Below are 23038 nucleotides of genomic sequence, written 5' to 3'. Positions count from 1 at the left end.
CGTCCAAGACTGCGACTCCCTCACCGCTGTTGCGTCTACACACTCTCCATCTCCCCATTGCCCCCCAACCCCACAAAGTGGGGACCCCTAGCCCCCCATCTCCCCACCTCCCCATTACCCTAACTCTTGACTCTATCCCACTCTGCTAAAATCCTTTCTCCTTCCCGACAAAGTATTTCATGAAATTGACCGTTACTAGCTAATAAACCACCCCACTGATTAATATCTCCGGTGTTGTATTGTAATGGTCTGCCATCGAAGTGGGTGAATTGACCACCAGCTTCTGTTAGGATTAATTCAGGTGCGGCCATATCCCAATCTTTGGGTGCAGATTTACCAGAAAGAGAAATATAAATATCTGCTTGTTGTTCAACAATAGTGGAAATTTTACAGCCGACACTGCCAACAGCTTTTTGATTTTGGCAAGGTAGATGTTGCAGCAAATATTCAAGTCTATCGTTGCGGTGGGAACGACTGACAACGAGGGTTAAATCTTCAATGCGTTCTCGTGATGATACTTTTATGGGAGTAGTTTGGCGATCGCGAGTTTCTACAAATGCCCCGCCACCTTTAGTTGCATAGTACAATTTATCTGCCTCGGGAACTGCGACCACAGCTAACACTGGACGATGTTCCTGTACTAGGGCAAGGTGAATGGCATACTCACCAGTTTTTTCGATAAAATCCCGTGTACCATCTAGAGGATCAATGATCCATGACCATTGACAACTTGGATGCTTGGCTTGTTCTTCTTTATAAGTTTCTTCACTAATGTAAGCAAAGTCTTCATGACCCAAAGCTGCTTGCAATTTCTCCAAAATATAGTGATTGACAGCTAAATCAGCAGCCGTAACAGGGTCATTATCTTTATACTGGACGTCGAGATTTTTTTGAGTTCCATTGTAGTATGATTGCAGTATCTCTGCTGCACCCCAACCAACAGAACGAGTGAGTTCGAGAATGTTTTGTAAGTCTGGCATTAATTTTGTCCTATATTCTACTAGTTTGAAAAGAAGGCAGAGGGCAGATGGCAGATGGCAGAAGGGGTAATAATTTTCATGGCAAGGTTGTGTACCAACGTTCATGAATAGCTAGCTTGAAAATGGGTGTGGGGGTTTAAGGGTGTAGGGGTGTAGGAAGATTGATATTTTCATAGCCAGGTTCGTGGGATTTTCCCATGATTGACTGTCTTGAAAATAAAAATTGGGGATTAACTTAACAGCCAACCCATAATCCATCGCCTTGCACGGTGTTCATCTGTGTTCGTTTCCTTTAACTTTTTCCCGGACTTCTCATCCAACGACGTGTGCCAAAAAATTGACAGGAAAAAGCAGCTATTTTTGCTGCTGATGCTAGTGCATCAAGAAAATTTTCCCGTAATACGTAATGACAAAAAGCACCATGGAAAATATCTCCGGCCCCCAGTGTATCAACAGCAGTAGTTTTTGGCACGTCTACAAAGCCACTTGCACCCGTTTCCTGTATGAGATACTTAATCGGTTTTTCACCGTGGGTAATGGCGATGTGAGGAATACCAAATTCACTGAGATAGGTAAAGACTTGTTCCTGAGTCTGGCAATTGGGAGGATGGAAATTGGCAGAACAAATGGCGTAATCTACAAAAGGTAAAAGTTGATCAAAACCAGGTTTCCAGCTACCACCATCTATGACTACTGGGATATTATTTGCTTTTGCTGTTTGGGCTATTTCTATCCCTACTGTCATTTGATGTCCGTCTATTAAGACAATATCAACATTTTGTAAAATGTCTGGTGGGATAGCCTGGCTATTGGCTTGAGTTTTGACAGCATTGATGGAAATGACTGCCCGTTCGCCACTGGCTTGGGTAACAATAATAGAAGAAACTGGCGGTGGATTGGTTGTAGCGGGATCAAGGTCAGTAATTTCTACTTGATATTTTTCTAAGTCTCCACGAATTAACTGTGTCATCGGGTGAGAACCTACAACACCTAATAACCTAGAGACGCGCCGTGGCGCGTCTCTACAAGACAAATGGCTAAAAGCAACAGCAGCATTGGTAGCAGGGCCACCAGCGGCAACAGTATAGTCAGCAGCAACTATTTTTTGATTGTTTCTCGGGGGAGATTGGGCGAGGTAAATTAGATCGAGGGTTACTAAACCGACAAATAAGCCTTTCATTAGTTGTTAGTTGTTGGTTGTTAGGTGTTAGGTGTTAGGTGTTAGGTGTTTGTTGTTTGTTCCAAGCAACCACCAAGCATCAACAATCAACCATCAACAATCAACCACCAACCATCAACCACCAACCACCAACAAAGTCCTTTCATGCAAACTGATCCAAAACCAGGAATACTTTACATCGTCGCTACACCAATTGGGAATCTGGAAGATATGACTTTCCGGGGAGTGCGAATTTTACAAACGGTGGATCTGATTGCGGCGGAAGACACACGTCATACGGGTAAGTTGCTACAGCATTTTCAAATCAAGACTCCACAAATTAGCTACCACGAACATAATCGTAACAGTCGTATTCCAGAATTATTAGAGCAGTTGGGTGAGGGTAAAGCGATCGCTTTGGTAACAGATGCGGGTATGCCAGGTATTTCTGATCCTGGCTATGAATTAGTGAAAGCGTGTGTTGCAGCAGAAATTTCTGTAGTGCCAATTCCTGGTGCGAATGCTGCAATCACGGCATTGAGTGCAGCAGGATTACCAACGGATCGGTTTGTGTTTGAAGGATTTTTACCAGCGAAAACTCAAGGGCGACGAGAACATTTAGAATTTTTGAAGACAGAACCCCGTACATTAATTTTCTACGAATCTCCCCACCGTTTACCAGAGACTTTACAAGATTTAGCAGATATTTTTGGCAGCGATCGCCAAATTGTGTTGGCACGAGAGTTAACTAAATTGTATGAGGAATTCTGGCGGGGAACCCTTGCACAGGCGCTTGCTTATTGTAGTGATAAGGAACCTCAAGGAGAATACACGTTAGTTGTGGCAGGAAGTCCACCCACCCAACTAGTGCTATCGGAAGTAGAATTAAAAGCTGAGTTAACAAAACTCATTACTCAGGGAATGTCGCGATCGCAAGCCAGTAGAGAGTTAGCAAAAGTAACTTCCCTACCCCGCCGCCAACTTTATCAACTGGCTCTTAGTATAGAGATTGGGGATTAGAAGGGAGATGGGGCAATGGGGACGATGGGGGGAGTGTGAGGAGAATAAATAGTGACCAATGATAAATGACAAATGACAACTAACCACTAACTACTAACAATTGACAATTGACAATTGACCAATACCCTATCCTGATACCCAATACCCAATACCCATTACAATGGATCATAACTGATAATGAGGACAAAGAATGACCCAGGTGGTTTTAGGAGAGAATGAAGGAATAGAGTCAGCTCTGCGGCGCTTTAAGCGTCAGGTTTCTAAAGCTGGCATTTTAGCTGATGTTAAGTATCATCGGCATTTTGAAACACCATTAGAAAAGCGCAAACGCAAAGCAGTGGCTGCTAGACGGAAGCGGCGTTTTAAATAAAAAATCGGCACTGACGTTGCTTGACAAGATTAATGTTAAAACAGCTACAGAGCCTCCGTTATCATTTTGAAAAAAAAATAAGCAAGAAGAACCACCCCTCAAATAGGGGTGTAAAATAATTGCCTTGCCAAGTTACGGAGCGCGCCGAGTGTCCGATCATGGTTAGATGGAGCAAGCTAAATTGCTGCCCATCAACCTAATTATAAAAAAAGACAGAAAAAGACTGTGTTTAGCACAGTCGAATATTTTTAAAATTAATTAAAAATTTTCGGTCTTGTTGTGGACAAATACGTAAAAAATAAGTAACATTATTTACGTAATTCTTATTTGATAGTCCCAGGCTCAGGATAGACAAGACCATTGCTATTACAACGATTCATTGCTTTTTCAACTCCTTGCTTGAGGCATAATTCTACGCATTCGCAGACAAACTTTAATACCTCAGAGACAAACTGAGTTTCGGTTGCCGAAAACTTTCCCAGCACATAAGACACAGTATTTTCTTCACCATTACTAGCACCTTTAGGTCTACCAATACCGATACGTAGGCGAGGAAAATTTTGTGTTCCCAAATGTGCGATCGCGCTTTTCATACCATTGTGTCCACCAGCCGAACCAGACAAGCGCAGACGAGTTTTCCCAAGAGGCAAATCCATCTCATCATAAATAACTAATACAGATTCGGGCGGTAATTTATACCAATTAGTGACAGCTTGTATAGCTTGTCCGGAGCGATTCATATAAGTGAGTGGTTTGAGCAGACGAATTTTATCGTTGGTAGGTGCAATACCTTCACCATACTCACCTTGAAATTTGCGATTTTCTGCCAGAGGAATCTGCCAAGAACGGGATAGAACATCCAAAGCGGCAAAACCAATATTATGGCGTGTTTGATCATACTTTGGTTCTGGATTCCCCAACCCAACAATTAATTGGGGAATCACCAAAGTTGTTTTGGCAGTAGCTTCTGTCATTTGAAGTATGAAGTGTAAAATGAGCAAATAGTAAACAGTTATAAACTGATAACTGATAACTGGTAACTAATAACTGACTTCACACTTCTTCCTTTTTAGGTGCTTCTAATTGCTTTGGTTCCAGTTCAGCAGTAGTTTTTACAGCTGCTTCTATCTGAGCTGCTTCTTTTTGAAACTCATTTTGAAATTCCTTAGAAGCATCTTGAAAACCGCGAATTGCTTTTCCCATGCTCCGACCAATTTCTGGCAATTTCTTCGGGCCAAATATTAACAGTGCCACTATCATAATTAAAGCCATTTCCGGCAGACCAATACCAAATACGTTCATTCGTCCTGTCTCCTGTCAACTCAAAAACTGCTACACAAACCCATAAATTTAGTTTAGACATAAGTTACTGGTTGGTGGTTGATAGTTCTTTGTTGGTTGTTCATGGTTGTAAGAATAACCAACAACAAACAACCAACAACAAACAACTAACAACAAACAACTAACAACAAACTTAACAAAAAAACCCGGATTGACCGGGTGGGGAAGCGTTTTGACAAAAGCGTAAAACTTCTTTCTCAATTAACGTCCTAAACTCCGCCAATCCACACTAACGTCCTGGATAATTATTGACTTGTTATAGAGTTGCAGAATAATCAGCAGAAACACGAAAAATAGGCCCATAAAAACAGCCATCAGGGGAGTAGTACCCCAACCTGGGGCAACTTTACCATATTCAGAGTTCAGGGGTCTGAGGATATCTCCTAACCGCGTCCGTTGTGCCATATCTCACCTTAAGATAGTTGCCAAAGCATTTTTTAATCTTCTGTAATATTCTATAAGAATAGCACTCATAATCTATCCTTTTATGATGGAACCCGCAACAGTTCTTAGCATTTCCGTTGGCGCGATTGTGATCGTCATCACGGCGCTATCTATCTATACTGCTTTTGGCCCTCCTTCTAAGCAATTGAGCGATCCTTTTGAAGACCATGAGGATTAGACAAAAAATAGGGACTAGAAACTAGGGGTTAGAGGTGAGTGACTAGGGGTTACTGGCAACAGACTATTAAAAATTTTAATAACTAGTCACTTCCTATTTCTTATTACAGCTTTATGTAAAAGCGTAGCGATTTAAAACGCAAAGGGACGCAAAGGTAAACGCCGAGGAGCGCGGAGTCTTGGTGCTAAAATTCGCTATGAATTTATGCAAGTTTGTAGTTAGTTTCTAATTCAAGGGATGTTTAGGAGCAATCTTTTTTCACCTACCAAGGTACAGGCTGACCGAGATGGAAAAAGCCACCACTTACACCATCATCGGGAAGGGTTGCTAACTGCACACCTGTTTTTGCTCCCTCGGTAATGTCCATCATTGCGCCTTCACCTCCCAATTCGGTTTTCACCCAACCGGGATGGGCGCTATTCACCTTCACAGGTGTATTCCGTAACGCATGGGCGAGATGAACGGTAAAGGAATTGACAGCAGCTTTAGACGCATTATAAGCAAAGGGTTTGGAATCATAAATAAAAGAGTTTGGATCAGCATGAAGCGCTAATGACCCTTCAATACTTGCCATATTGACAATCCGACCACTTTGGCTCTTCAAAATCAACGGCAATAATGCCTGAGTCACTTCAACCAAGGCAAAAAAATTAGTGTCAAAGGTCTTGCGAAGGGTGTCCATGGAAACGGAACTCGCATTACTAATTGCCCATTCGCCATCAAGCATCACCCCAGCATTATTGATCAAAACATCCAGCTTGCCAAACTGATCGCCAATTTCTTGAGCAGCTGCCTGAATTTGAGCGCTGTCGTTCACATCAAGTGCGATCGCTTGAGCTTGCAATCCTTCATTTTGGAGCGTTGTTGCAGCTTCTTCTGCGGCTTGCAGTTTGCGGGCTGCAATCAGAACCATTAATCCATGTTGTGCAAGTTGGCGGCTCATTTCAAATCCGAGTCCTTTGTTTGCACCTGTAATCAAGGCAACTTTGCCGTTCGATTCGCCGTTGACCATTGATTTGCTCTCCTTTTGGTTAGGATTTTTACAACACTAGCAAATCTACCACGACACCAACCCTAGAAAATTGGCTAGTTTCTTACTTACTGTGCGATCGCTATTCATCTAATCTAGAAATTGAGTTGCAATCAAGCAGTTACAGAATCACTCACTTGCAACTTCAAATTAACAATTTTCCAGGGTTGAACATTAAATTTTTGCTCAATAGCTGTAGATGAGAATTCAGAAGTAGATAAAGGACGCTCCAACAAATCCACAGATTCCTCAAAACTCAGTCCCAGATTATTCTGCAAAGACGACTCGGCTGTTTCTCCGTGACATTCATAACAACGCAAAATCCACTTTTGGGGGTCATCTTCTGCTTGTTTAAATGCCATTAAGATTAAATTTTCTGCTGATAAATTTAAGAAACTCACCCCTAACCCATCTTCTTCAATCGAGAAGGAAAAATTGGATGATTTATGATAGTTAACCGGACACACCATTACTTGCAAAGGTACATTTAATTCATACCCACGTCGGACTGTGTGGGCTGATTTCCAATCACCAGCATGGGGATACAAAGCGTAGGTGAATTCATGTACACCTCTATCTGCTTGCTGATCGGGCCATTTAGGACTTCTTAAAAGTGTTAGCCGTAGTTGATTTGGTTGAGCATCATAACCGTACTTACAGTCATTTAGTAAACTTACACCGTAAGGATTTTGGATTTTGGATTGGGGATTGGTAAAAAGTTCTCCCTTGTCTGGTTTGTCCCCCATTTCTTCCGTCAAATCTGCCCAACGCAAAGCGGGGACTTCCCATTTTGCCTTTTCTGCTGGGGTTTGGGGTTTGGTTGGACGACGAATTGCACCACAGGGAATTTCGTAAGTAGCAAAGTCCGCTTCAAGATTAAGAGGAAAGGCTGCTTTCACCAATACATGCTCTTGTTGCCAATCTACCTTCATGGCAATTTTCAGCATAGGTGAAGTTGTTGACAGAATGTATTCACAGCAAAACTCTGATTCACCAAGTTGCTGCACCACACGCAAGCGATGTTGTACTGGCCCTTGTTCTAGCCATTGGATAGATTTCAGAGTAGCTGGTGGTAGAGGGTGCTGGGCATAATTAGGATCAATATTCCATGCATCCCAATATTGACCAATATCTTGAAAAGCTTGTAATAGATTTCCACCTGCTTGATTGAGAACTTCTCTATTATTAACCTTGTCAAAAACACTAGATAAATTACCAGTTTGCTCCTCAATAATGACTCGCAAAAATTCATTTTCCCAAGTCAATCTTTCTCGGGAAAATTGTTCTTGCTTTTGCAAACCCAAATTGGTATAATCAGACTGGGTTAAGTTATGTCCATTTTTAGGCAGAGAAGAACACAGCCAAAAAATACGGTAGCCAACAGGCGGAATATCCCTAGCCAAAAACAGCAGTGTAGAAGCTTCACCTAACTGGGAAACAATTTGGTTGCCAGAGTTATCGTAAATCTGCCATGCCTGATTAAGTGCAGTCGTAGAGGGTAAAGGAACAGTAACGACCTCAGAACGCTGCCAGTTCAGAGAATTGAAGACAACCACAGGTAAACTATCCGACTGTGGCGGTGTTGGGAAAGAAATTTGAGCTGCGATCGCTCGCAACGACTCCTCCAATATTTCCGTACCAACCTTTTCCACTTCCTGCCACTGTGGTAAGGCATCCTCATAAACTTCAGTAATAGAGGAACCAGGCAAAATATCATGAAACTGGTTAAATAAAACTTGCTTCCAAGCAGCTTCCAATTCCCCCTTTGGATAGCTTACCCCGCATCTGATAGTGGCGATCGCTGCAAACAATTCCGCTTGGTACAACAAATTCTCACAACGACGATTCCAACGTTTTTGATCACCGTGGGTAGTATAGCAACCGCGATGGAATTCGAGGTAGAGTTCGTCATCCCAGGTGGGGAGGGGGGAGTGTGGGGAGGTGTGAGGAGTGGGAGGGGTGTGAGAATTAATAGTTGATCGAAGGTGTTGGAGGTACTTTTCAGCAGTCGTAAATTCTAACTCTGGGAAGAGAGGCGATTTTTGCCAGCGTTGGGCAGTTTCTAACATATCACGGGTGGGGCCGCCGCCGTGGTCGCCGACACCAGGAAGCCAAAGCGAGTCCGTCAATCCAGTTTGAGTTTGCCATTCAATAGCATAATCAGCCATTTTCACCGGATCGATACCTTCACCCACAGGCGCAGACATTAAACTCAATATTTTACTGCCATCCGGAGAACGCCACCAAAACGCACTGTAAGGAAACTTTGTTGTATCATTCCAACGTAACTTCTGCGTGACAAAATACTCAATTCCTCCTTGCCCCATAAACTGCGGCAAACTCGCGCAAAAACCAAAAGTATCAGGAACCCAAACTACACTCGCCAGCTTGCCAAACTTTTCTTGCACATAACGCTGACCATACAGTAACTGCCGCACAATCGATTCACCAGCAATCAAATTTAATTCCGGTTCCACCCAAAAACCACCAACAACCTCCCAACTTCCCGCCGCTACTTTTTCTTGAATAGCCCTAAATAAATCCGGGCGATTTTCCTCCACCCAAGCATACAAAGCCGGCGTCGAATGACAAAAAACTAACTCCGAAAAATCTGCCTGTAACTGCAAAACCGACTCAAAAGTACTCTGCGCCGCCTCCCAAGTTTCACTTACACGCCACAGCCAGGCCATATCCAAATGAGCATGACCCAACAAATAAATTTTGGATTTTGGATTTTGGATTTTGGATTGAATTAAACTATCCCGTAATGACACCAGAGAATTCTCAACCCCTCCCCTCTCTTCCTCTGTGTCCTCTGCGCCTCTGCGGTTCATTACTTCTTCTACCACCGCCGCCAAACTATCCAACCTCTCAGGCGCAAACCTTTCCAAAAAACGCTGCGTCACAGCCAACTCATCAGCCACAAAACCAGGATCAGGACACTGCTCATCATTGGATTCATAAATTAAAAGCGATCGCATCAACGCCCCATCACAATGTCCCGGACTCACTAAACGTATAGCTATGAAAAATTCTTCCCCTGGCGTTACCGCTTGACTAACTAAAATCCGAGGCGAACAATCAAACAAATCTCCTTCACCCACTAACTCACCATTCACATAAATTTTTGCAGAATTCGCCCACCAAACCAACGCCAGTCGTAAAGACAACCCCTGTAGTGCATAACCTTGTAAATCTTGGGGAATCACCAATTTCTGCGCTAACCACAAAACTTTTTGTCCCCCAGCCCAAGCAATATTTCCCATAGCATTGATTTGAACAGATGCCCACTCAGACAACGAAGATGTACTGACATCAGTCACAGCCAAATCACCTGCAAAACAGCGCCAATCTGGGAGAATATTCGCTTGACAAAAAGAGCGCAATTTCTCAATTGCCGCTAAGATAATTTTGGTATTAGATGGCGATACGGGAGAGGTCATTCGATTTTAGATTTTGGATTTTGGATTTTGCGAAAAGTTTGAGCTAGGGCTTGGGACGTACTCTACCTTGAAGCCGCCCTACGGGCGTCTACAAAGCAACGTCCCGGAGGGAACTTCAAAGCTTTTCAAGACGGATTGACTCCACAGATAAATCTGGAGGCTTGTACCATCAAAAATGTATCTGTCATATTTTCGCTATTCTATTATTGATAGCGTAAATATAATGTATTTCTCTTGTAATGTTACCTGTAAGGTTAATGGATAATAGTAGTTAGTGGTCAATTACTAACTACTGTACAGGCGAAGCATTTGGATTACCAACAACCAACAAACAACAACCAACAACTAAATTCACTACCATGCCTTCTGCTTTCTCTGAACGCTATCAAAGCAGACTTTTTAACTTCGTTCACAAACAATCTCGACGTTGGAGTGAAGGAGTAGGACGCACCTTTCGTCATCTACAGGTTGCTGCTAGTTGGTCTTTAGAAGCACTAGTCTACCCCGTATTTATGCTGGTTCAAAAAGCGCGAGAGTCAGCTGGAAAACAACTACACACCAGTAGACAGCCAACACAAAATCCACAATTACAGGCAAATTATACCGATTTCCAACCAGAAGCACCACCAGTAGCCGATATCCCCATTCAGCGAGTGCTAAAGGTTGTAGAGAGTCTAAGCATCAACCCCTCACACTCCCAGACGCGCCATGGCGCGTCTCTACATTACTCCTCACACTCCACCCTCCGGGAAGGCGCGCAAAGCGCGTCTACACCCCCCCACCTATCACCAAACATCCGGGGAATTGCCTCCCAGCTATGCGATCGCCAACTGGTACTCGTCAGTTCCAAAAATGAAATTTTGGATATATTAACACCTCAGCAAAAGCACAAATTAGAAGATCGAATTATCACAGAAATTGCTAATTATTGGCATCAATGGCGCTTATCCCAATATAAGGAAGAAAAAAAGCTAGTCGGTGAAATTAATTGCTTACTGACAAAGCTAACTGGTAGTCATGGTGAAAACAAAACACCAGCACTACCATTTGGGAATACAGAGCAAAATACAGAAGAATTATCTTTACTAAATGCGAAGCGATCGCTAGCTTTGTTAGATGCAATTGTTGCAAAATTAGAGTCTAATGCTTTAGAGCCAATTTCTCATACTAGCCGTGAACTTATCCAAGCCTTGCAAACTCAGTTACAAATATTTATTTATGGAAAAGAGCAAATAGTAGCTAGTAAACAAACAACAACCACTCTTAAGAATCTCGAAAATCCAACATCAAAGATTCAAAATTTGATTTGGGCAGCACTGAATTTCTTTTTTAGAGACCACCAGAGTAAAAAATTAAATCAGTCTATATCCACAAATAAACTTTCTCCAGTTTTACCAATCACTCAAAACAAAAAACAATGCTATACACACCATAAATTACTGAAAACTTCTAAGTTAAAAAGTGAAGAATTAGTAGATTTGTGGCTGAATGAGAGTGATGTCTTTGGTGATGTTCAAGTCATAAGCAAATCTATTCATCATCCAAACAATACAAAGAAAATAATTAGCAATTCTCCAATTTCACACTCAGCTCTTCCTAGCAGTCAAACAGCAAATAATCCGTTACACAACCTAATTCATCGCTTGAGAAGTTTTACATTACAACCCCAAGGAAGATTAGTACAAAAACAAAATTTAGTTACAAATCTCACTTCTACTCAAACAATATCTGTTGCAGCAAAAACATCATTTTCTATTTCTCAGCAGCAACACTACCAAACTGCAGAAATGGAAGCAAAACCAGAATGGATTGAAACAAAAGCCAAAATCATTGGTTATGAAAAACATCCATTAGAGCAAATTTTGGCATGGTTAGATGGTGCTATGCTGTGGCTAGAAGAAATGATTGTGAGAATATTTCAATTATTACAGCGTCTATGGCGTGGAAAATAAATTTTAGTTAGTAGATATTGTTCTTTGTTGTTGGTTGTTTGTTAATTGAAAAACTTCAAACAGCCAACAACCAACAATCAACAACCAACAACCAACAACCAACAACCAACAACCAACAACCAACAATCAACAACCAACAACCAACAACCAACAATCAACAATCAACAACCAACAATCAACAATCAACAACCAACCAATAAAATGATTAAACCCCAACGTATTGAACCTGGCCCCGGACAAGAATCAGTCTGGGATTATCCCCGTCCTCCTCGCCTTGAGGAAACAAATAAGCATATTCAAATAATATTTAATAATGTCGCGATCGCTGACACTCACCACGCCAAACGTGTCTTAGAAACTAGTCATCCACCTGTCTACTACATTCCTCCAGAAGATATCAAAATGCAATACTTAATTGCATCACCACAATCTAGTTTTTGTGAATGGAAAGGGAGTGCAAGTTACTACACAGTAAGGGTAGGCGAAAAAGAAGTACAAAATGCTGCTTGGTATTATCCAAATCCCACACCTGCTTTTGCATCCCTCAAAAATCATGTAGCATTTTATGCGCATTTTATGGATGCTTGTTATGTAGATGGCGAAAAAGCACAACCACAACCAGGTAATTTTTATGGTGGCTGGATCACAAGTGATATTGTTGGGCCTTTCAAAGGTATTCCTGGTAGTTGGGGGTGGTGATACCGTTTCACTATAAGTTTGATAATTTGGCAGCCAGGGAGACAAGGAAGACAAGGAGGAGAATTTGTATCAAGATTTTTGTGAAATGGTATGAGAATACGCCCTTTGCACTACTAAAATTTGCCAAATCCAATCTTGTTTAACTTTCCGAAAACTCCTTTCTTGAATGTGAAGTAGTGATAAAGCAAAGCCAAAACACACGATTTGACTTTAATAACTACAAGTGATAGATACTAATTTTTTTTGTAGGGTCGTACAGTTGTACGCCCTTACTTATGTATTTGTATCATCAAAAAAGTGAAATTGTATAACTTAAATTTTATTTGCAAAAGCTTGCGGTTCAAATATCAGATATGTTCCCCCCAATCCTTCAACTATTGTGCGGGTATTAGCAGTTAACAACTTTTGGTAAGTATCTCCATAGTTACCTGGTTTATTCAAATTATCAGTCAAAAGTTGCCTTGCAGAAACTTTTACGTTTGCCTGTTTGGCAACTGTATCAATAACATTAGAGTTAGTTCTACTGTCTACAAAAATTGTCGGCACTTTTGATCTTCTAATTTCTCTAACTACAGCTTTAATTCTTATAGGTGTAGGCTTAGCATTAGGATTAATTCTTTCTAAAGCATTTATAGATGCAATATTGTAGGCTTTAGCATAATAAGCCATAGCATTATTAGTTGTAACTAGTCTACGATTATTAGCAGGAATACTATCAATACGTAACTTGATCCATACATCTAACTGATTTAATTCTTTTTTGATTTTTTGAGTATTCCTTCCATATAAAGTAGCATTTTCAGGTATGGCTTTACTTAAGTTTCTGCTAATTACCTCTGCCATCTTGATCCCATTTTTAGGATCGTGCCAGACATAAGGATTGGATACTAACTTACCATTCTTTTGATATTTCAATGCTTTAGGAACAGCACGTTGAGCAACTGCTATTTTTGCTGCACCGTTTTTACTAGCTTTAATTAATTTGAATAAACTTGGTTCAAAGTTATATCCATTAAAAAAAATAACTTTTGCTTGTTCTATTGCTTGACGATCTTCTGGTTTTGGTTGATAACGATCTGGATCTACACCGGGTGAAATCAAGCAAGTCAGATTAATTGTATTTTCTGCCACTTGTTTAACTAGGTCACAAAGTACACTAGTAGTAGCAACAACTTTGGGCAGATTGTTGTTTGATTCGCTTGAGGATACAGTAGTTGGAGAAGAGGGGCCTACTAAATTACCAGCATAATTACACCCAACAATTCCAACAGTGAAGGCAACAAAGATAATACGCAGAGATTGAGATAATAGCAATTTTCTTGACATACATGCTGAATGGCAGTTTATCATTGCTGACCTGAAACCAGAACTTTCAGGTAATCAGCTTAATAATATACAGTTAATATACAGTTTTGTTGTAGTGGCAAGCAGCTGTTCGCCACTACAAATAATTGTGATTTAAACAAATTAAAATTACTGTAAGCTTTTACAACAAATTTCAAAAACTGACATTAGTGGAGCGATCGCCTAGACTCAATATCTTGTAAGTAGTTCAGCAAAATTAATTTATTCGTGAAGATAGGGAACAGGCAACTAGAAGTCGCGGCTGCAACATACAAAACCCACTTGCGTGGGTTTAAAAGTCTTGATTTTGGGTTAGTCCGTGTTGGCTTTGGGGTTAAGTTTAGAACAAATAGCCCAGGCTCTAAACTTAACTGTAGAGCCAGTCTAACAAGCAGCAGGTCATCAATCTAGCAAATAGTGAAGCGATCGCTTTTTCCTCTACAAATTAGAAAGCGATCGCTTCATCCCGCCAAATTTACATCTTACCTTTCTGCATTACTTCCTGAAGATGGCGGCGGATCTCCTGTGCTTGTTCGATGTCAGACTGACGTAGTTTTTGGAACAATTCTACACAAGGCTGAGAACCAGCTTGTTGTGCATCTTGGATATAGGTGTCGTAAGCCTTAATCGCTTCACCTTTATTGTGCAAAACAGTCAAAAAGTCGTACTCTAGGTCGCTAATAGGATTTTGAGATTGTCTTTCTGTGGTTTGAGTCATTGATTCACCCTCCTTTAGGCTTTCTATATTCACTTCTACTTGCCCTCAAAGAGGTGTTCATCTGTCCAGAAGGGTATAAGAGTAGGGTGGGGAGGTGGGGGGAGTGTCATATTTCCCTTGTCCCCTGTGTCCTCCTTGTATCCCTTGTCTGGTTTGTCCCTCGTGTCCCCGTCTCCCCTTGTCCTCATCTCCTTTTTTGCATTGATGCGGATCGCTCAAATTCACACTCTTGTTGCAGTTGATTATCCTCAAAATACACTACCGGACAAGATTTTGTATTAGCGCTAATGCAATCCATATGCGGTGTTTTGGCACAAACTATTAGTAATGCACCAAGAATTAACAATAAAGCACAAATTGACGCACCTTGAATCCAAGAAATTTCTAACGCTCCATGCACAACTACTTCTCGGAGTACTGATACAATTGTGACTTCAACTGCCACACCTACAGCAATACTATGTTCTTGTAAGTAAATCATCAACAATCGAAATAATTCCACCAAAATCAAAATGAATAAGATTTTGGCTGTGACTAGTTTATATTCCAGTTGTTGTGTGAGGGCAATAAATATCGACCATAATTGCATCAGCATGACGCCAAACAAACTTAAACACAGGATAACCACAATCAAATCTTGGAAAGCTTCCATATTGCGGACTATCCAGTGTCGATCAAACCAGCGATCGCAAAACAAAAATTGACTTTTGGGGCGCTTTCTCATGAAATTTCCATTTTGGTATTGGGACAACTGTTGACACACCAGCCAGTCCACCCAATACTTTTATTTTGGCAGAACTAGGGATTAAGGGGACAAGGCAATACGGTTCGGTTAAGGGGGAAAGGGAAAAGGCAGATAAAGAATGCTTATCCGAACTGTATTAGCGTCCATCCTATACTTGTTCGCTGTTCTCTCCTAATGTAATAATTCCTCGACTTGATGTTGACTCCACAATGTTCTGTAAAGACCTGGTTGTTGCAATAATTCTGTTTGTGTGCCTGTTTGGACTATTTTGCCTTTATCCATGACAAAAATTCGATCAGCAACAGCTGCGGCTGAAAGTTGGTGGGTGATAAAAATCACTGTTTTGCGTTTTGTACCACCAGAGAGGTTGTTTAAAATTGCTGTAGCTGTTTGATTATCAACGCTGGAGAGGGCATCATCTAATATTAAAACTGGGGCATCTACTAGCATTGCCCTTGCTAAAGCTGTACGTTGTCGTTGACCACCAGAAAGAGTAATACCGCGTTCACCAACTATAGTTTCGTATTGCTGCGGGAAATTTAATATTTCTGGGTGAATTTGGGCACTTTTGGCGGCTGATTCTACTTCTTGCTGTTCTGCTAAGGGATCGCCATAGCGGATGTTATTTTTGACGGTGGTGCTGAAGAGAAAACTATCTTGAGGAACGTAGGCGATCGCACTGCGTAAGTTTGCTAGGGCAATTTTAGTAATATCTACTCCATCTAAAAATAACTGTCCTTCTTCAATATCCAACAGACGAGGCAAAGCATTAGCCAAAGTTGATTTCCCTGAACCAATTGCCCCGACAATTGCGACTGTTTCTCCTGGTGAGATACTAAAGTTGATGTTATCTAAAGCGCGAGTGGAAGCACCGGGGTAGGTATAACAAAGGTTCTTTGCTGTCAATTTGCCTTGTATTTCCCCTATTGGCAAATGAATTGCATCTGGTTCATCTTTAATTTTGGGTTTGACAGTCAAAATTGATTCGATGCGATCAACACTCACTTCACCCCGTTGGTAGGCGGTGATGGTGAATCCTAACAAAGCAGTGGGAAAAACCAAACGCTCTACATACAACAGTAGTGCGACAAAACTACCAACATCAAGGGTTCCCGAAGCAATGCGTGTTGCTCCCAGCAAGATGATCACTAGAGAACTAACATTGGCTAGTCCACCAACTAAGGGAAAGAGTGTATTGCGGCTTTTTGCTAGTTTGAGGTTAGCTCGTAATAATTTCTGATTCTTCTGGGCGAAAGCACGCCGTTCGTTTTCTTCTTGGGCGTAAATTTTGATTAAAGCAATACCACTGATATCCTCTTGAATCAAATCGCTGATGTCAGAGAGTTGATTTTGTACTGCTAACTGTTCATTGCGGAGGCGATCGCTAAACAGATGCACCAAATAAAACATCAAAGGATATACTGCTAACGCCGCCAGTGTCATGTCTACACTAATTGAGAGCATGACTGGTAATGTTAAAACATAAGCAAATACGGTATTTGCCAGACTCAACACTACAAAACCCAATAATCGCCTGATGTTATCTACATCGTTGGTGGCGCGACTAATCAAGTCCCCAGCTGTGTTGGTAGTAAAATAGGATGGTTCTAGCTTCAGTAAGTGTTCAAAAATTCTTTGTTTGAGTTCAAATTCTACTTGACGACCTATACCAAATATCCAGATGCGCGACGCCATCCGAATAAACCACATTGCTGAAGTCAGCAGGATGATTGGTATTACGTAATTGGATAACTGATTTAAGCTAAATGTAACTGAGAGTTTGTCAACTGCTGAGCGAATTAACAAAGGAATGTAAACACCTAGTCCATTGACAGTCAATAGAGCGACAATACCCAATGTCGCTTCCCGCCAGTGGGGACGCAGGTAAGTAGCAAGTACAGCAAGGCGTCGTGTTTTTGCCATTCCAGCAATTTGCAGCGATTGTGATGGTAGAATGTGCCAGCCAAAATCTGGCTATCGGTGAGATTGACAGTTCAAATCAGTGAAAACTGATAACTGATAACTGATACCTGATAACTGTTAAATAAGGCCAGTCAGCTACAAATGTAGCATTGTGGCCTCTTGAATTGTAGTTTTCTTTGTTTTATTGCTGACCACCACGCAAGAAAAAGTAAATCTGATTGAGATAACTTTCCCAAACTCTTGTTGTCAGCGCCAATGTGTCCGCACTGGGTACAAAATCTTCCAATTGCAACCCACGTCTGCGAACTTCAGTTGGAGTTTGCAACAGATACGAGTTTAATTGTGCCTGTGAAAGAATGCTATCACCCACTACATCTGACACGTTCGCTACAGTGGAGTTTTGTTTAAATGCCACCAGTGTTCCAGATGTGGGTGTTGCTAGAGCCATATCTGGATTAGCAAATTTGGCGATCGGTGACTGAACTAAAAAATAGGCGACTGCTGGCGTACTAGCCAGCAGCAAAATCGTTAATGCCCAAGCGACATATAATCCTCCTGGCTTTGCAATTCCACCATCTTTTAAATTCTGGGCAGCAAAAATCATTAATAAAATTGATGCTCCTAAAGGTTTGAGTGGAAAGGATACTACTCTCCACAAAGAAGCAATGGCTGGTTCTGTAGGGTTAACAAATGACAGAAGTACAACAGCAGCCAAAATCACTAGAAATAATCGCCCTACAAAAGTTCCTTTCGGATAAAATCTCTGGAACAAAGAGACTAGAACCGCTAAAAGAAGCAGCCAAAGAAGAACCCGGCTTAGAAGTACAAACATAAGTGAACTCTCAAATCTTCTGGTGCGGTCAGCCTAGCATTTTTGGGCATTTGAGTTATTTTACCGTCAAATAAGCAGTATTGCACTGTTACTTGACCGAAAATCCCTCAGCACGCCACTTCCCAGGGGCAGAGATATATCTCCACACTGGGGGGTGACTCCCCCTCACACAAAGACCACCGTCGTAGTGATTTTAGAGCAAATTTTTTCAACTGACCGCAGTTTTTGTAATTTTCCAGATCAGTAATTGGGTTTAAGTAGATTAATTTAATTAAGTAGTTGTCTCAAAAAAAGGAAGAACTATGTCGCCTGGAAAGCCCACCATTTTGGTTACGGGAGGGGCTGGATATATCGGCTCCCATGCCGTACTAGCCCTATTGCAGGCTGGTTATGAAGTGTTAATTCTGGATAATCTGGTGTACGGACATCGCGATTTGGTAGAAAAAGTTTTACAAGTAGAACTTGTAGTTGGTGATACAAGCGATCGTGTTTTGTTGGATCAATTATTTCAAAGTCATGATATTGCGGCAGTGATGCATTTTTCTGCTTATGCCTATGTGGGCGAATCGGTTACTAACCCTGCCAAATACTACCGCAATAACGTTGTCGGAACCCTCACCTTGCTAGAAGCGATGCAGGCAGCTTCTGTAAATAAATTTGTATTTTCTTCTACTTGTGCAACTTATGGAGTTCCCCAGGTCATACCCATTCCCGAAAATCATCCCCAAAATCCAATCAATCCTTATGGTGCTACTAAGTTGATGGTGGAGAAGATTCTGTCTGATTTTGATACTGCCTATGGTTTCAAATCAGTCATTTTTCGCTATTTCAATGCTGCTGGCGCTGATCCTCATGGGAAGTTGGGAGAAGACCATATTCCAGAAACCCATTTAATTCCCTTGGTACTACAAACAGCTTTAGGTAAGCGCGAATCAATTTCTGTTTTTGGTACGGATTACCCCACAGACGACGGTACTTGTATTAGAGACTACATTCATGTCAATGATTTAGCTGATGCTCATGTTTTAGGCTTGGAATATTTGTTAAGAGGTGGTGACAGCGAAGTTTTTAATTTAGGAAATGGCAATGGTTTCTCAGTCAAAGAAGTGATTGAGACTGCTAAGTCCATAACAGGTCGTAATATTAAAGTTGTAGAATGCGATCGCCGTCCTGGTGATCCACCTGTGTTGATTGGCAGTAGCGACAAAGCCAGAAAAATCTTAAACTGGCAACCAAAGTATTCATCCCTCAAAGAAATCATCACCCACGCCTGGCAGTGGCATCAACAGAGACATAAGTAATAGGGGATTGGGGATTGGGGAGGAGGACAAACCAGACAAGGGGGACAAGGAAGACAAGGGAGATGGGGGAGTGTGGGAAGTGTGGGGAGAAAACAATTCAAAATTCACGCATTAAGACTTTTTGACTTGTTTGCCCTAATGAGCAATGACTTTTGACCATTGACCATTTGACCATTAACAACCAACAACCAACAACCAACAACCAACTACTAACTACTAACCACTAACCAATGACAATTGACAATTGACTAATCCTTATTCACCCGTTGCACGACAAATAGCAACATGCCCATGCCAAAAAAACCTAAAGCTGCGATCGCCCAAATAGGTACTCCCTGGGTTTGTTCTTGAGTAACATTTTGGTTGACATTTTTAACAGCTTGTGGTGCTGATTTTGTTTGTGCTGTTCCAACCGCCACAGTAACCCTATACTTCAACTCAAATGGTTTAAATTTAGACCCTGCTGTTGGTTTTCCCTGCAACAGCAGTTGATAACTACCTGGTCTGGGAAAAGTAATATCAGCACCAGGTATTCCTTTGTAGCGTTCTGCCGAGATTGATTTTAAGGTTGGTTCCAGCAGCGGTGGTTCTCCAGAGGCATGAGGTTCGGCATAAATAAGCAATTGACAATCACACTGTGCTAGCGGAATCACCTTACCACCTTTACGCGTGAGAGCAAACCACGCTCTTGTTACTTCTCCAGCACGAGGAGTATCATTTGGTTCAATGTGTAGGGTTGCACCTACATCTGCTGTTGTTTTGACTTTGTGAGCAGAGGCAGGGTGAATTCCAAAAAAGAAATTAACAAAAATAAACAGTAATAATAAATAATTAGACATGGCTCAGCGAGGCGAAGAAATAGCTTGACAGCAGTTTTATTTGGTTAACGTGAGTCTCCGTTGGAGACTCACGTTTAATTAAAATTTTTTTCGGTTTGTCAATCTTTCTGGCCTATTTCTCCCTCCTCCTCGTAAAGGTATCACCTCAGCTTCACTGCTTTCTCTTGCTACCCTAATCAATAATCCAGCTGCGACTAAACTGGCAATCATAGAATTACCACCATAACTAAACATCGGTAACGGCAAACCAGTAGTTGGTAAAGCACCTGTGGCAACACCTATGTGGAGTAATGATTGTCCTACCATCACAACTGTTACACCGATCGCGATTAATCTATATGTAGGATGGGTTGTCTTGAGAGCAACTATTAACCCCAAGGTTGCGAATAAACCTAACATTACCAACAGCACAACACTACCGACAAAACCAAATTCTTCCGCAAATACAGAAAAAATAAAATCTGTGTCCTGAATTGGTAAATAAAATAGTTTTTGTTGAGAAAGTCCAAAGCCAGCACCCCAAGTATTACCGGAACCCACCGCTAGCAAACTTTGCACCAACTGATAGCCATTCCCAGTTGCATCTGCCCAAGGATCGAGGAAAGACATCACTCGTTTACGTTGATACTCTCGGAAGCTAACACTGAGTAAAGCTAACAGGACTCCACCAATAGCTGTTCCTCCCAAATACTTGTAAGGCAATCCAGCTGCTAAGGCAATTAGCCAAATAGTCATACCGCAGAGTGAGGCGGTACTTAAATTTGGCTGTGCCAAAATCCCTAAAATCACAAGACAAAAAATACCCAACCAAGTCAAACGTACACGCCAACTCAGTTGTTCCCATTGCCCAAAAACTCTAGCACTTTGCAGCACCAAAAAGGGTTTAATTAACTCTGAAGGCTGAATCGGAACTGGCCCTACTAACCTACGAGCTGCACCAAGCTCATTCTTTCCCACTCCTGGAATCATAGTGACGAAAATTAACCCCAGTAGCAAAAACATAAACCAATGGGACATCCCTAAAAACTTACGTAAGGGTAAGTTCACAACAATATTGAAGAGTATCAAAGCAACTAATACCCAAAGAAGTTGGCGTTTAAAGTAGTACAGCCCATCATCATGACGAACGTCAGCAACGGCATAAGACGCAGAAAACAGCATGATTAAGCCGACGAATAACCAAACCAACGTCAACCAGCGTAACAAGCGTGCCTCTAGTCCCCACTCAGACACGGAGTCATCAAATAACGGAATAAAACGGCGTAGGTTCACGACTTCGATTAAAGATGTAAATTTTGTAGTTAGTAGACGCGTACTTCCCTAGAAGTTCCCCTACGGGCATCTATTAGAACTTCTATGGTGTACGTCTATATAGTAGTTAGTAGTCAACAATAACAAACAATAATCAAAAAACAACTCTCAATTCATAAACTCCTTCATGCAGCCCCAATGCCAGTTGAGTGCAGAAAGGCAATTAATACCTATTTGGAAAAAGAATCCAACACATGAATAGTATCAGACCCCTCCCCAACCCTAAGCGAGATCGCTTAGGGTGCCGTTAGGCGGGTGGGGTTATCTACCTTTAAACATGTTTTGAATTGGTATAAGAATTTAGTCCTGTTGTACATACGAAAATAATTTTGACAGAATTCCTACCTTGAGAAGATGCGATCGCATTCCCATACTCTAAATCTTTGTAAGTTCATCCTCTGTTGTCTTGAATGTTGCCAAACTTAACAAAATTTCCCCAATAGTAATTTGGGATGTAATAGACATCTTTCTACTGAACAACTATTGCCTATCCATAAACTTTTCATATATAAGTCATCTCAGTTTATAGATGTATTTAGCTTCTCTTCATACAAACTTTCAATGAAGATAGGCTAACTTCAAAGAAATTACTGATTTAAATAATTAAAGATGACTAGTAAAATTTTATGCATCAGAGGCTACTACTGTTGCATTATTAACTGCATCGCAAAACTCTGTATTTATTAACACGCCCAACTAATTGCTATTTCCCACTACGACAGCAAAATAACTTATTTTCTCAAATTTACATTAATCAAACATATACACACATGGAATCTCAAAATACAGCACTTATCTTAATTGGATATCAAAATGATTATTTTTCACCCAATGGAATTCTATATGGAGTAATTGAGGAATCATCGAAGGTGACAAACGTGATAGCGAATACTGTTCATCTTCTTCAGTATCTTGCTTCTACACCCGTACTGATTATAACGACGCCTATATTCTTTACACCTAACTATGAAGAATTAATCGAGCCGATTGGTATTCTAAAAACGATTAAAGAAGTAAACGCTTTTCAAATGGGAACTCCAGGTTCAGAGACAATTGAAGTTTTACAGCCTTTTCAAGACAGAATTCTAGAAGTACCTGGTAAACGAGGATTTAATGCTTTCATCAATACCAACCTTGATGAAATTCTCAAACAGCGAGGAATCACAAATATTGTTCTAGCTGGTGCAGTAACATCCATCTGCATTGATTCCACTGGAAGATCTGCTCACGAAAAAGGCTATCACGTGACAATTTTATCTGACTGCACTTCAGCCCGTACTGTATTTGAGCAAAACTTTTACTGTACCAGTATTTTTCCGCTTTATGCAGATGTCATGACTCACACAGAACTACTGAGTCGTCTAGAAATAAGAGTTTTACAAAAACATTAAGTTGGTTCCATGATGATT

At 41.2% G+C, this 23038-nt stretch carries 21 protein-coding genes; 7 read left to right on the top strand and 14 right to left on the bottom strand.

The window, feature by feature from the left end:
- Positions 1–119: 119 nt before the first annotated feature.
- Together UYI_RS0108855 and UYI_RS0108850 are read right to left on the bottom strand one after the other, a co-directional pair.
- Positions 120–980, bottom strand: coding sequence for a 3'(2'),5'-bisphosphate nucleotidase CysQ family protein (locus UYI_RS0108855; RefSeq protein ID WP_016866316.1), 861 nt, complete (start codon positions 978–980; stop codon positions 120–122).
- A 292-nt stretch (positions 981–1272) separates the two neighbouring features.
- The gene (locus UYI_RS0108850) at positions 1273–2160 is read right to left on the bottom strand and encodes a sugar kinase (protein ID WP_016866315.1); all 888 of its coding nucleotides are present in this window, start codon (positions 2158–2160) and stop codon (positions 1273–1275) included.
- 144 nt (positions 2161–2304) lie between these two features.
- On the opposite strand from UYI_RS0108850, the gene rsmI reads away from it, so the two are divergent.
- Together rsmI and rpsU are read left to right on the top strand one after the other, a co-directional pair.
- Positions 2305–3159: a 16S rRNA (cytidine(1402)-2'-O)-methyltransferase gene (rsmI, locus tag UYI_RS0108845; RefSeq protein WP_026085834.1), complete on the top strand. Its 855-nt coding sequence runs from the start codon at positions 2305–2307 to the stop codon at positions 3157–3159.
- 190 nt (positions 3160–3349) lie between these two features.
- The gene (gene rpsU, locus UYI_RS0108840) at positions 3350–3529 is read left to right on the top strand and encodes a 30S ribosomal protein S21 (protein WP_009459242.1); all 180 of its coding nucleotides are present in this window, start codon (positions 3350–3352) and stop codon (positions 3527–3529) included.
- Between the two features lie 323 nt (positions 3530–3852).
- Here the strand turns inward: rpsU and pth are convergent, their stop codons facing one another.
- The 3 genes from pth to psbH all read right to left on the bottom strand — a co-directional run bounded on the left by pth (position 3853) and on the right by psbH (position 5275).
- Positions 3853–4503, bottom strand: coding sequence for an aminoacyl-tRNA hydrolase (gene pth, locus UYI_RS0108835; RefSeq protein ID WP_016866313.1), 651 nt, complete (start codon positions 4501–4503; stop codon positions 3853–3855).
- Between the two features lie 79 nt (positions 4504–4582).
- On the bottom strand, positions 4583–4831 hold the full coding sequence (locus UYI_RS0108830) for a TatA/E family twin arginine-targeting protein translocase (protein WP_016866312.1): 249 nt from the start codon (positions 4829–4831) through the stop codon (positions 4583–4585).
- Between the two features lie 240 nt (positions 4832–5071).
- Positions 5072–5275: a photosystem II reaction center phosphoprotein PsbH gene (psbH, locus tag UYI_RS0108825; protein ID WP_009459237.1), complete on the bottom strand. Its 204-nt coding sequence runs from the start codon at positions 5273–5275 to the stop codon at positions 5072–5074.
- A gap of 85 nt (positions 5276–5360) precedes the next feature.
- Here psbH and psbN point away from each other — a divergent pair, with 85 nt between their 5' ends.
- Complete coding sequence (gene psbN, locus UYI_RS34660; RefSeq protein WP_016871838.1) at positions 5361–5492, top strand: photosystem II reaction center protein PsbN; 132 nt, start codon at positions 5361–5363, stop codon at positions 5490–5492.
- A gap of 262 nt (positions 5493–5754) precedes the next feature.
- Here psbN and UYI_RS0108820 read toward each other — a convergent pair whose 3' ends face one another.
- Together UYI_RS0108820 and UYI_RS0108815 are read right to left on the bottom strand one after the other, a co-directional pair.
- Entirely contained in the window at positions 5755–6504 is a 750-nt protein-coding gene (locus UYI_RS0108820) for an SDR family oxidoreductase (RefSeq protein WP_016866311.1), read from the bottom strand.
- Between the two features lie 131 nt (positions 6505–6635).
- Positions 6636–9965: an alpha-mannosidase gene (locus tag UYI_RS0108815; protein ID WP_016866310.1), complete on the bottom strand. Its 3330-nt coding sequence runs from the start codon at positions 9963–9965 to the stop codon at positions 6636–6638.
- Between the two features lie 359 nt (positions 9966–10324).
- Between UYI_RS0108815 and UYI_RS0108810 the strand changes: the two genes are divergently transcribed.
- Positions 10325–11917 (top strand): hypothetical protein, encoded by a 1593-nt coding sequence (locus UYI_RS0108810; RefSeq protein WP_016866309.1) that lies wholly within the window; start codon positions 10325–10327, stop codon positions 11915–11917.
- A 201-nt stretch (positions 11918–12118) separates the two neighbouring features.
- The gene (locus UYI_RS0108805; RefSeq protein ID WP_026085833.1) at positions 12119–12616 is read left to right on the top strand and encodes a DUF427 domain-containing protein; all 498 of its coding nucleotides are present in this window, start codon (positions 12119–12121) and stop codon (positions 12614–12616) included.
- A gap of 312 nt (positions 12617–12928) precedes the next feature.
- Here UYI_RS0108805 and UYI_RS0108800 read toward each other — a convergent pair whose 3' ends face one another.
- The 5 genes from UYI_RS0108800 to UYI_RS0108775 all read right to left on the bottom strand — a co-directional run bounded on the left by UYI_RS0108800 (position 12929) and on the right by UYI_RS0108775 (position 18178).
- The gene (locus tag UYI_RS0108800; RefSeq protein WP_016866307.1) at positions 12929–13942 is read right to left on the bottom strand and encodes a metal ABC transporter solute-binding protein, Zn/Mn family; all 1014 of its coding nucleotides are present in this window, start codon (positions 13940–13942) and stop codon (positions 12929–12931) included.
- A gap of 493 nt (positions 13943–14435) precedes the next feature.
- Positions 14436–14678, bottom strand: a complete 243-nt coding sequence (locus UYI_RS0108795) for a hypothetical protein (protein WP_016866306.1) — start codon at positions 14676–14678, stop codon at positions 14436–14438.
- Between the two features lie 184 nt (positions 14679–14862).
- On the bottom strand, positions 14863–15402 hold the full coding sequence (locus tag UYI_RS0108785) for a phosphate-starvation-inducible PsiE family protein (protein ID WP_016866304.1): 540 nt from the start codon (positions 15400–15402) through the stop codon (positions 14863–14865).
- 192 nt (positions 15403–15594) lie between these two features.
- Positions 15595–17346 carry an ABC transporter ATP-binding protein gene (locus UYI_RS0108780; RefSeq protein ID WP_016866303.1) on the bottom strand — a complete coding sequence of 584 codons (1752 nt, stop codon included), beginning with the start codon at positions 17344–17346 and terminating at the stop codon, positions 15595–15597.
- A gap of 181 nt (positions 17347–17527) precedes the next feature.
- Positions 17528–18178: a hypothetical protein gene (locus UYI_RS0108775; protein ID WP_016866302.1), complete on the bottom strand. Its 651-nt coding sequence runs from the start codon at positions 18176–18178 to the stop codon at positions 17528–17530.
- A 302-nt stretch (positions 18179–18480) separates the two neighbouring features.
- Between UYI_RS0108775 and galE the strand changes: the two genes are divergently transcribed.
- A complete protein-coding gene (gene galE / locus UYI_RS0108770; RefSeq protein WP_016866301.1) occupies positions 18481–19479 on the top strand; it encodes a UDP-glucose 4-epimerase GalE in 999 nt (332 codons plus the stop codon).
- 248 nt (positions 19480–19727) lie between these two features.
- On the opposite strand, the gene UYI_RS0108760 is transcribed toward galE, so the two are convergent.
- Entirely contained in the window at positions 19728–20318 is a 591-nt protein-coding gene (locus UYI_RS0108760; protein ID WP_016866299.1) for a hypothetical protein, read from the bottom strand.
- Between the two features lie 78 nt (positions 20319–20396).
- Positions 20397–21590, bottom strand: a complete 1194-nt coding sequence (locus UYI_RS0108755) for an FtsW/RodA/SpoVE family cell cycle protein (protein ID WP_026085832.1) — start codon at positions 21588–21590, stop codon at positions 20397–20399.
- 809 nt (positions 21591–22399) lie between these two features.
- On the opposite strand from UYI_RS0108755, the gene UYI_RS0108750 reads away from it, so the two are divergent.
- Positions 22400–23020, top strand: a complete 621-nt coding sequence (locus tag UYI_RS0108750) for a cysteine hydrolase family protein (RefSeq protein WP_016866297.1) — start codon at positions 22400–22402, stop codon at positions 23018–23020.
- Positions 23021–23038 lie beyond the last annotated feature (18 nt).

The organism is Fischerella muscicola PCC 7414, from assembly GCF_000317205.1.
GTDB classification, from domain to species: Bacteria; Cyanobacteriota; Cyanobacteriia; order Cyanobacteriales; family Nostocaceae; genus Fischerella; species Fischerella muscicola.
This window is presented reverse-complemented; position numbering and strand designations above follow the sequence as displayed.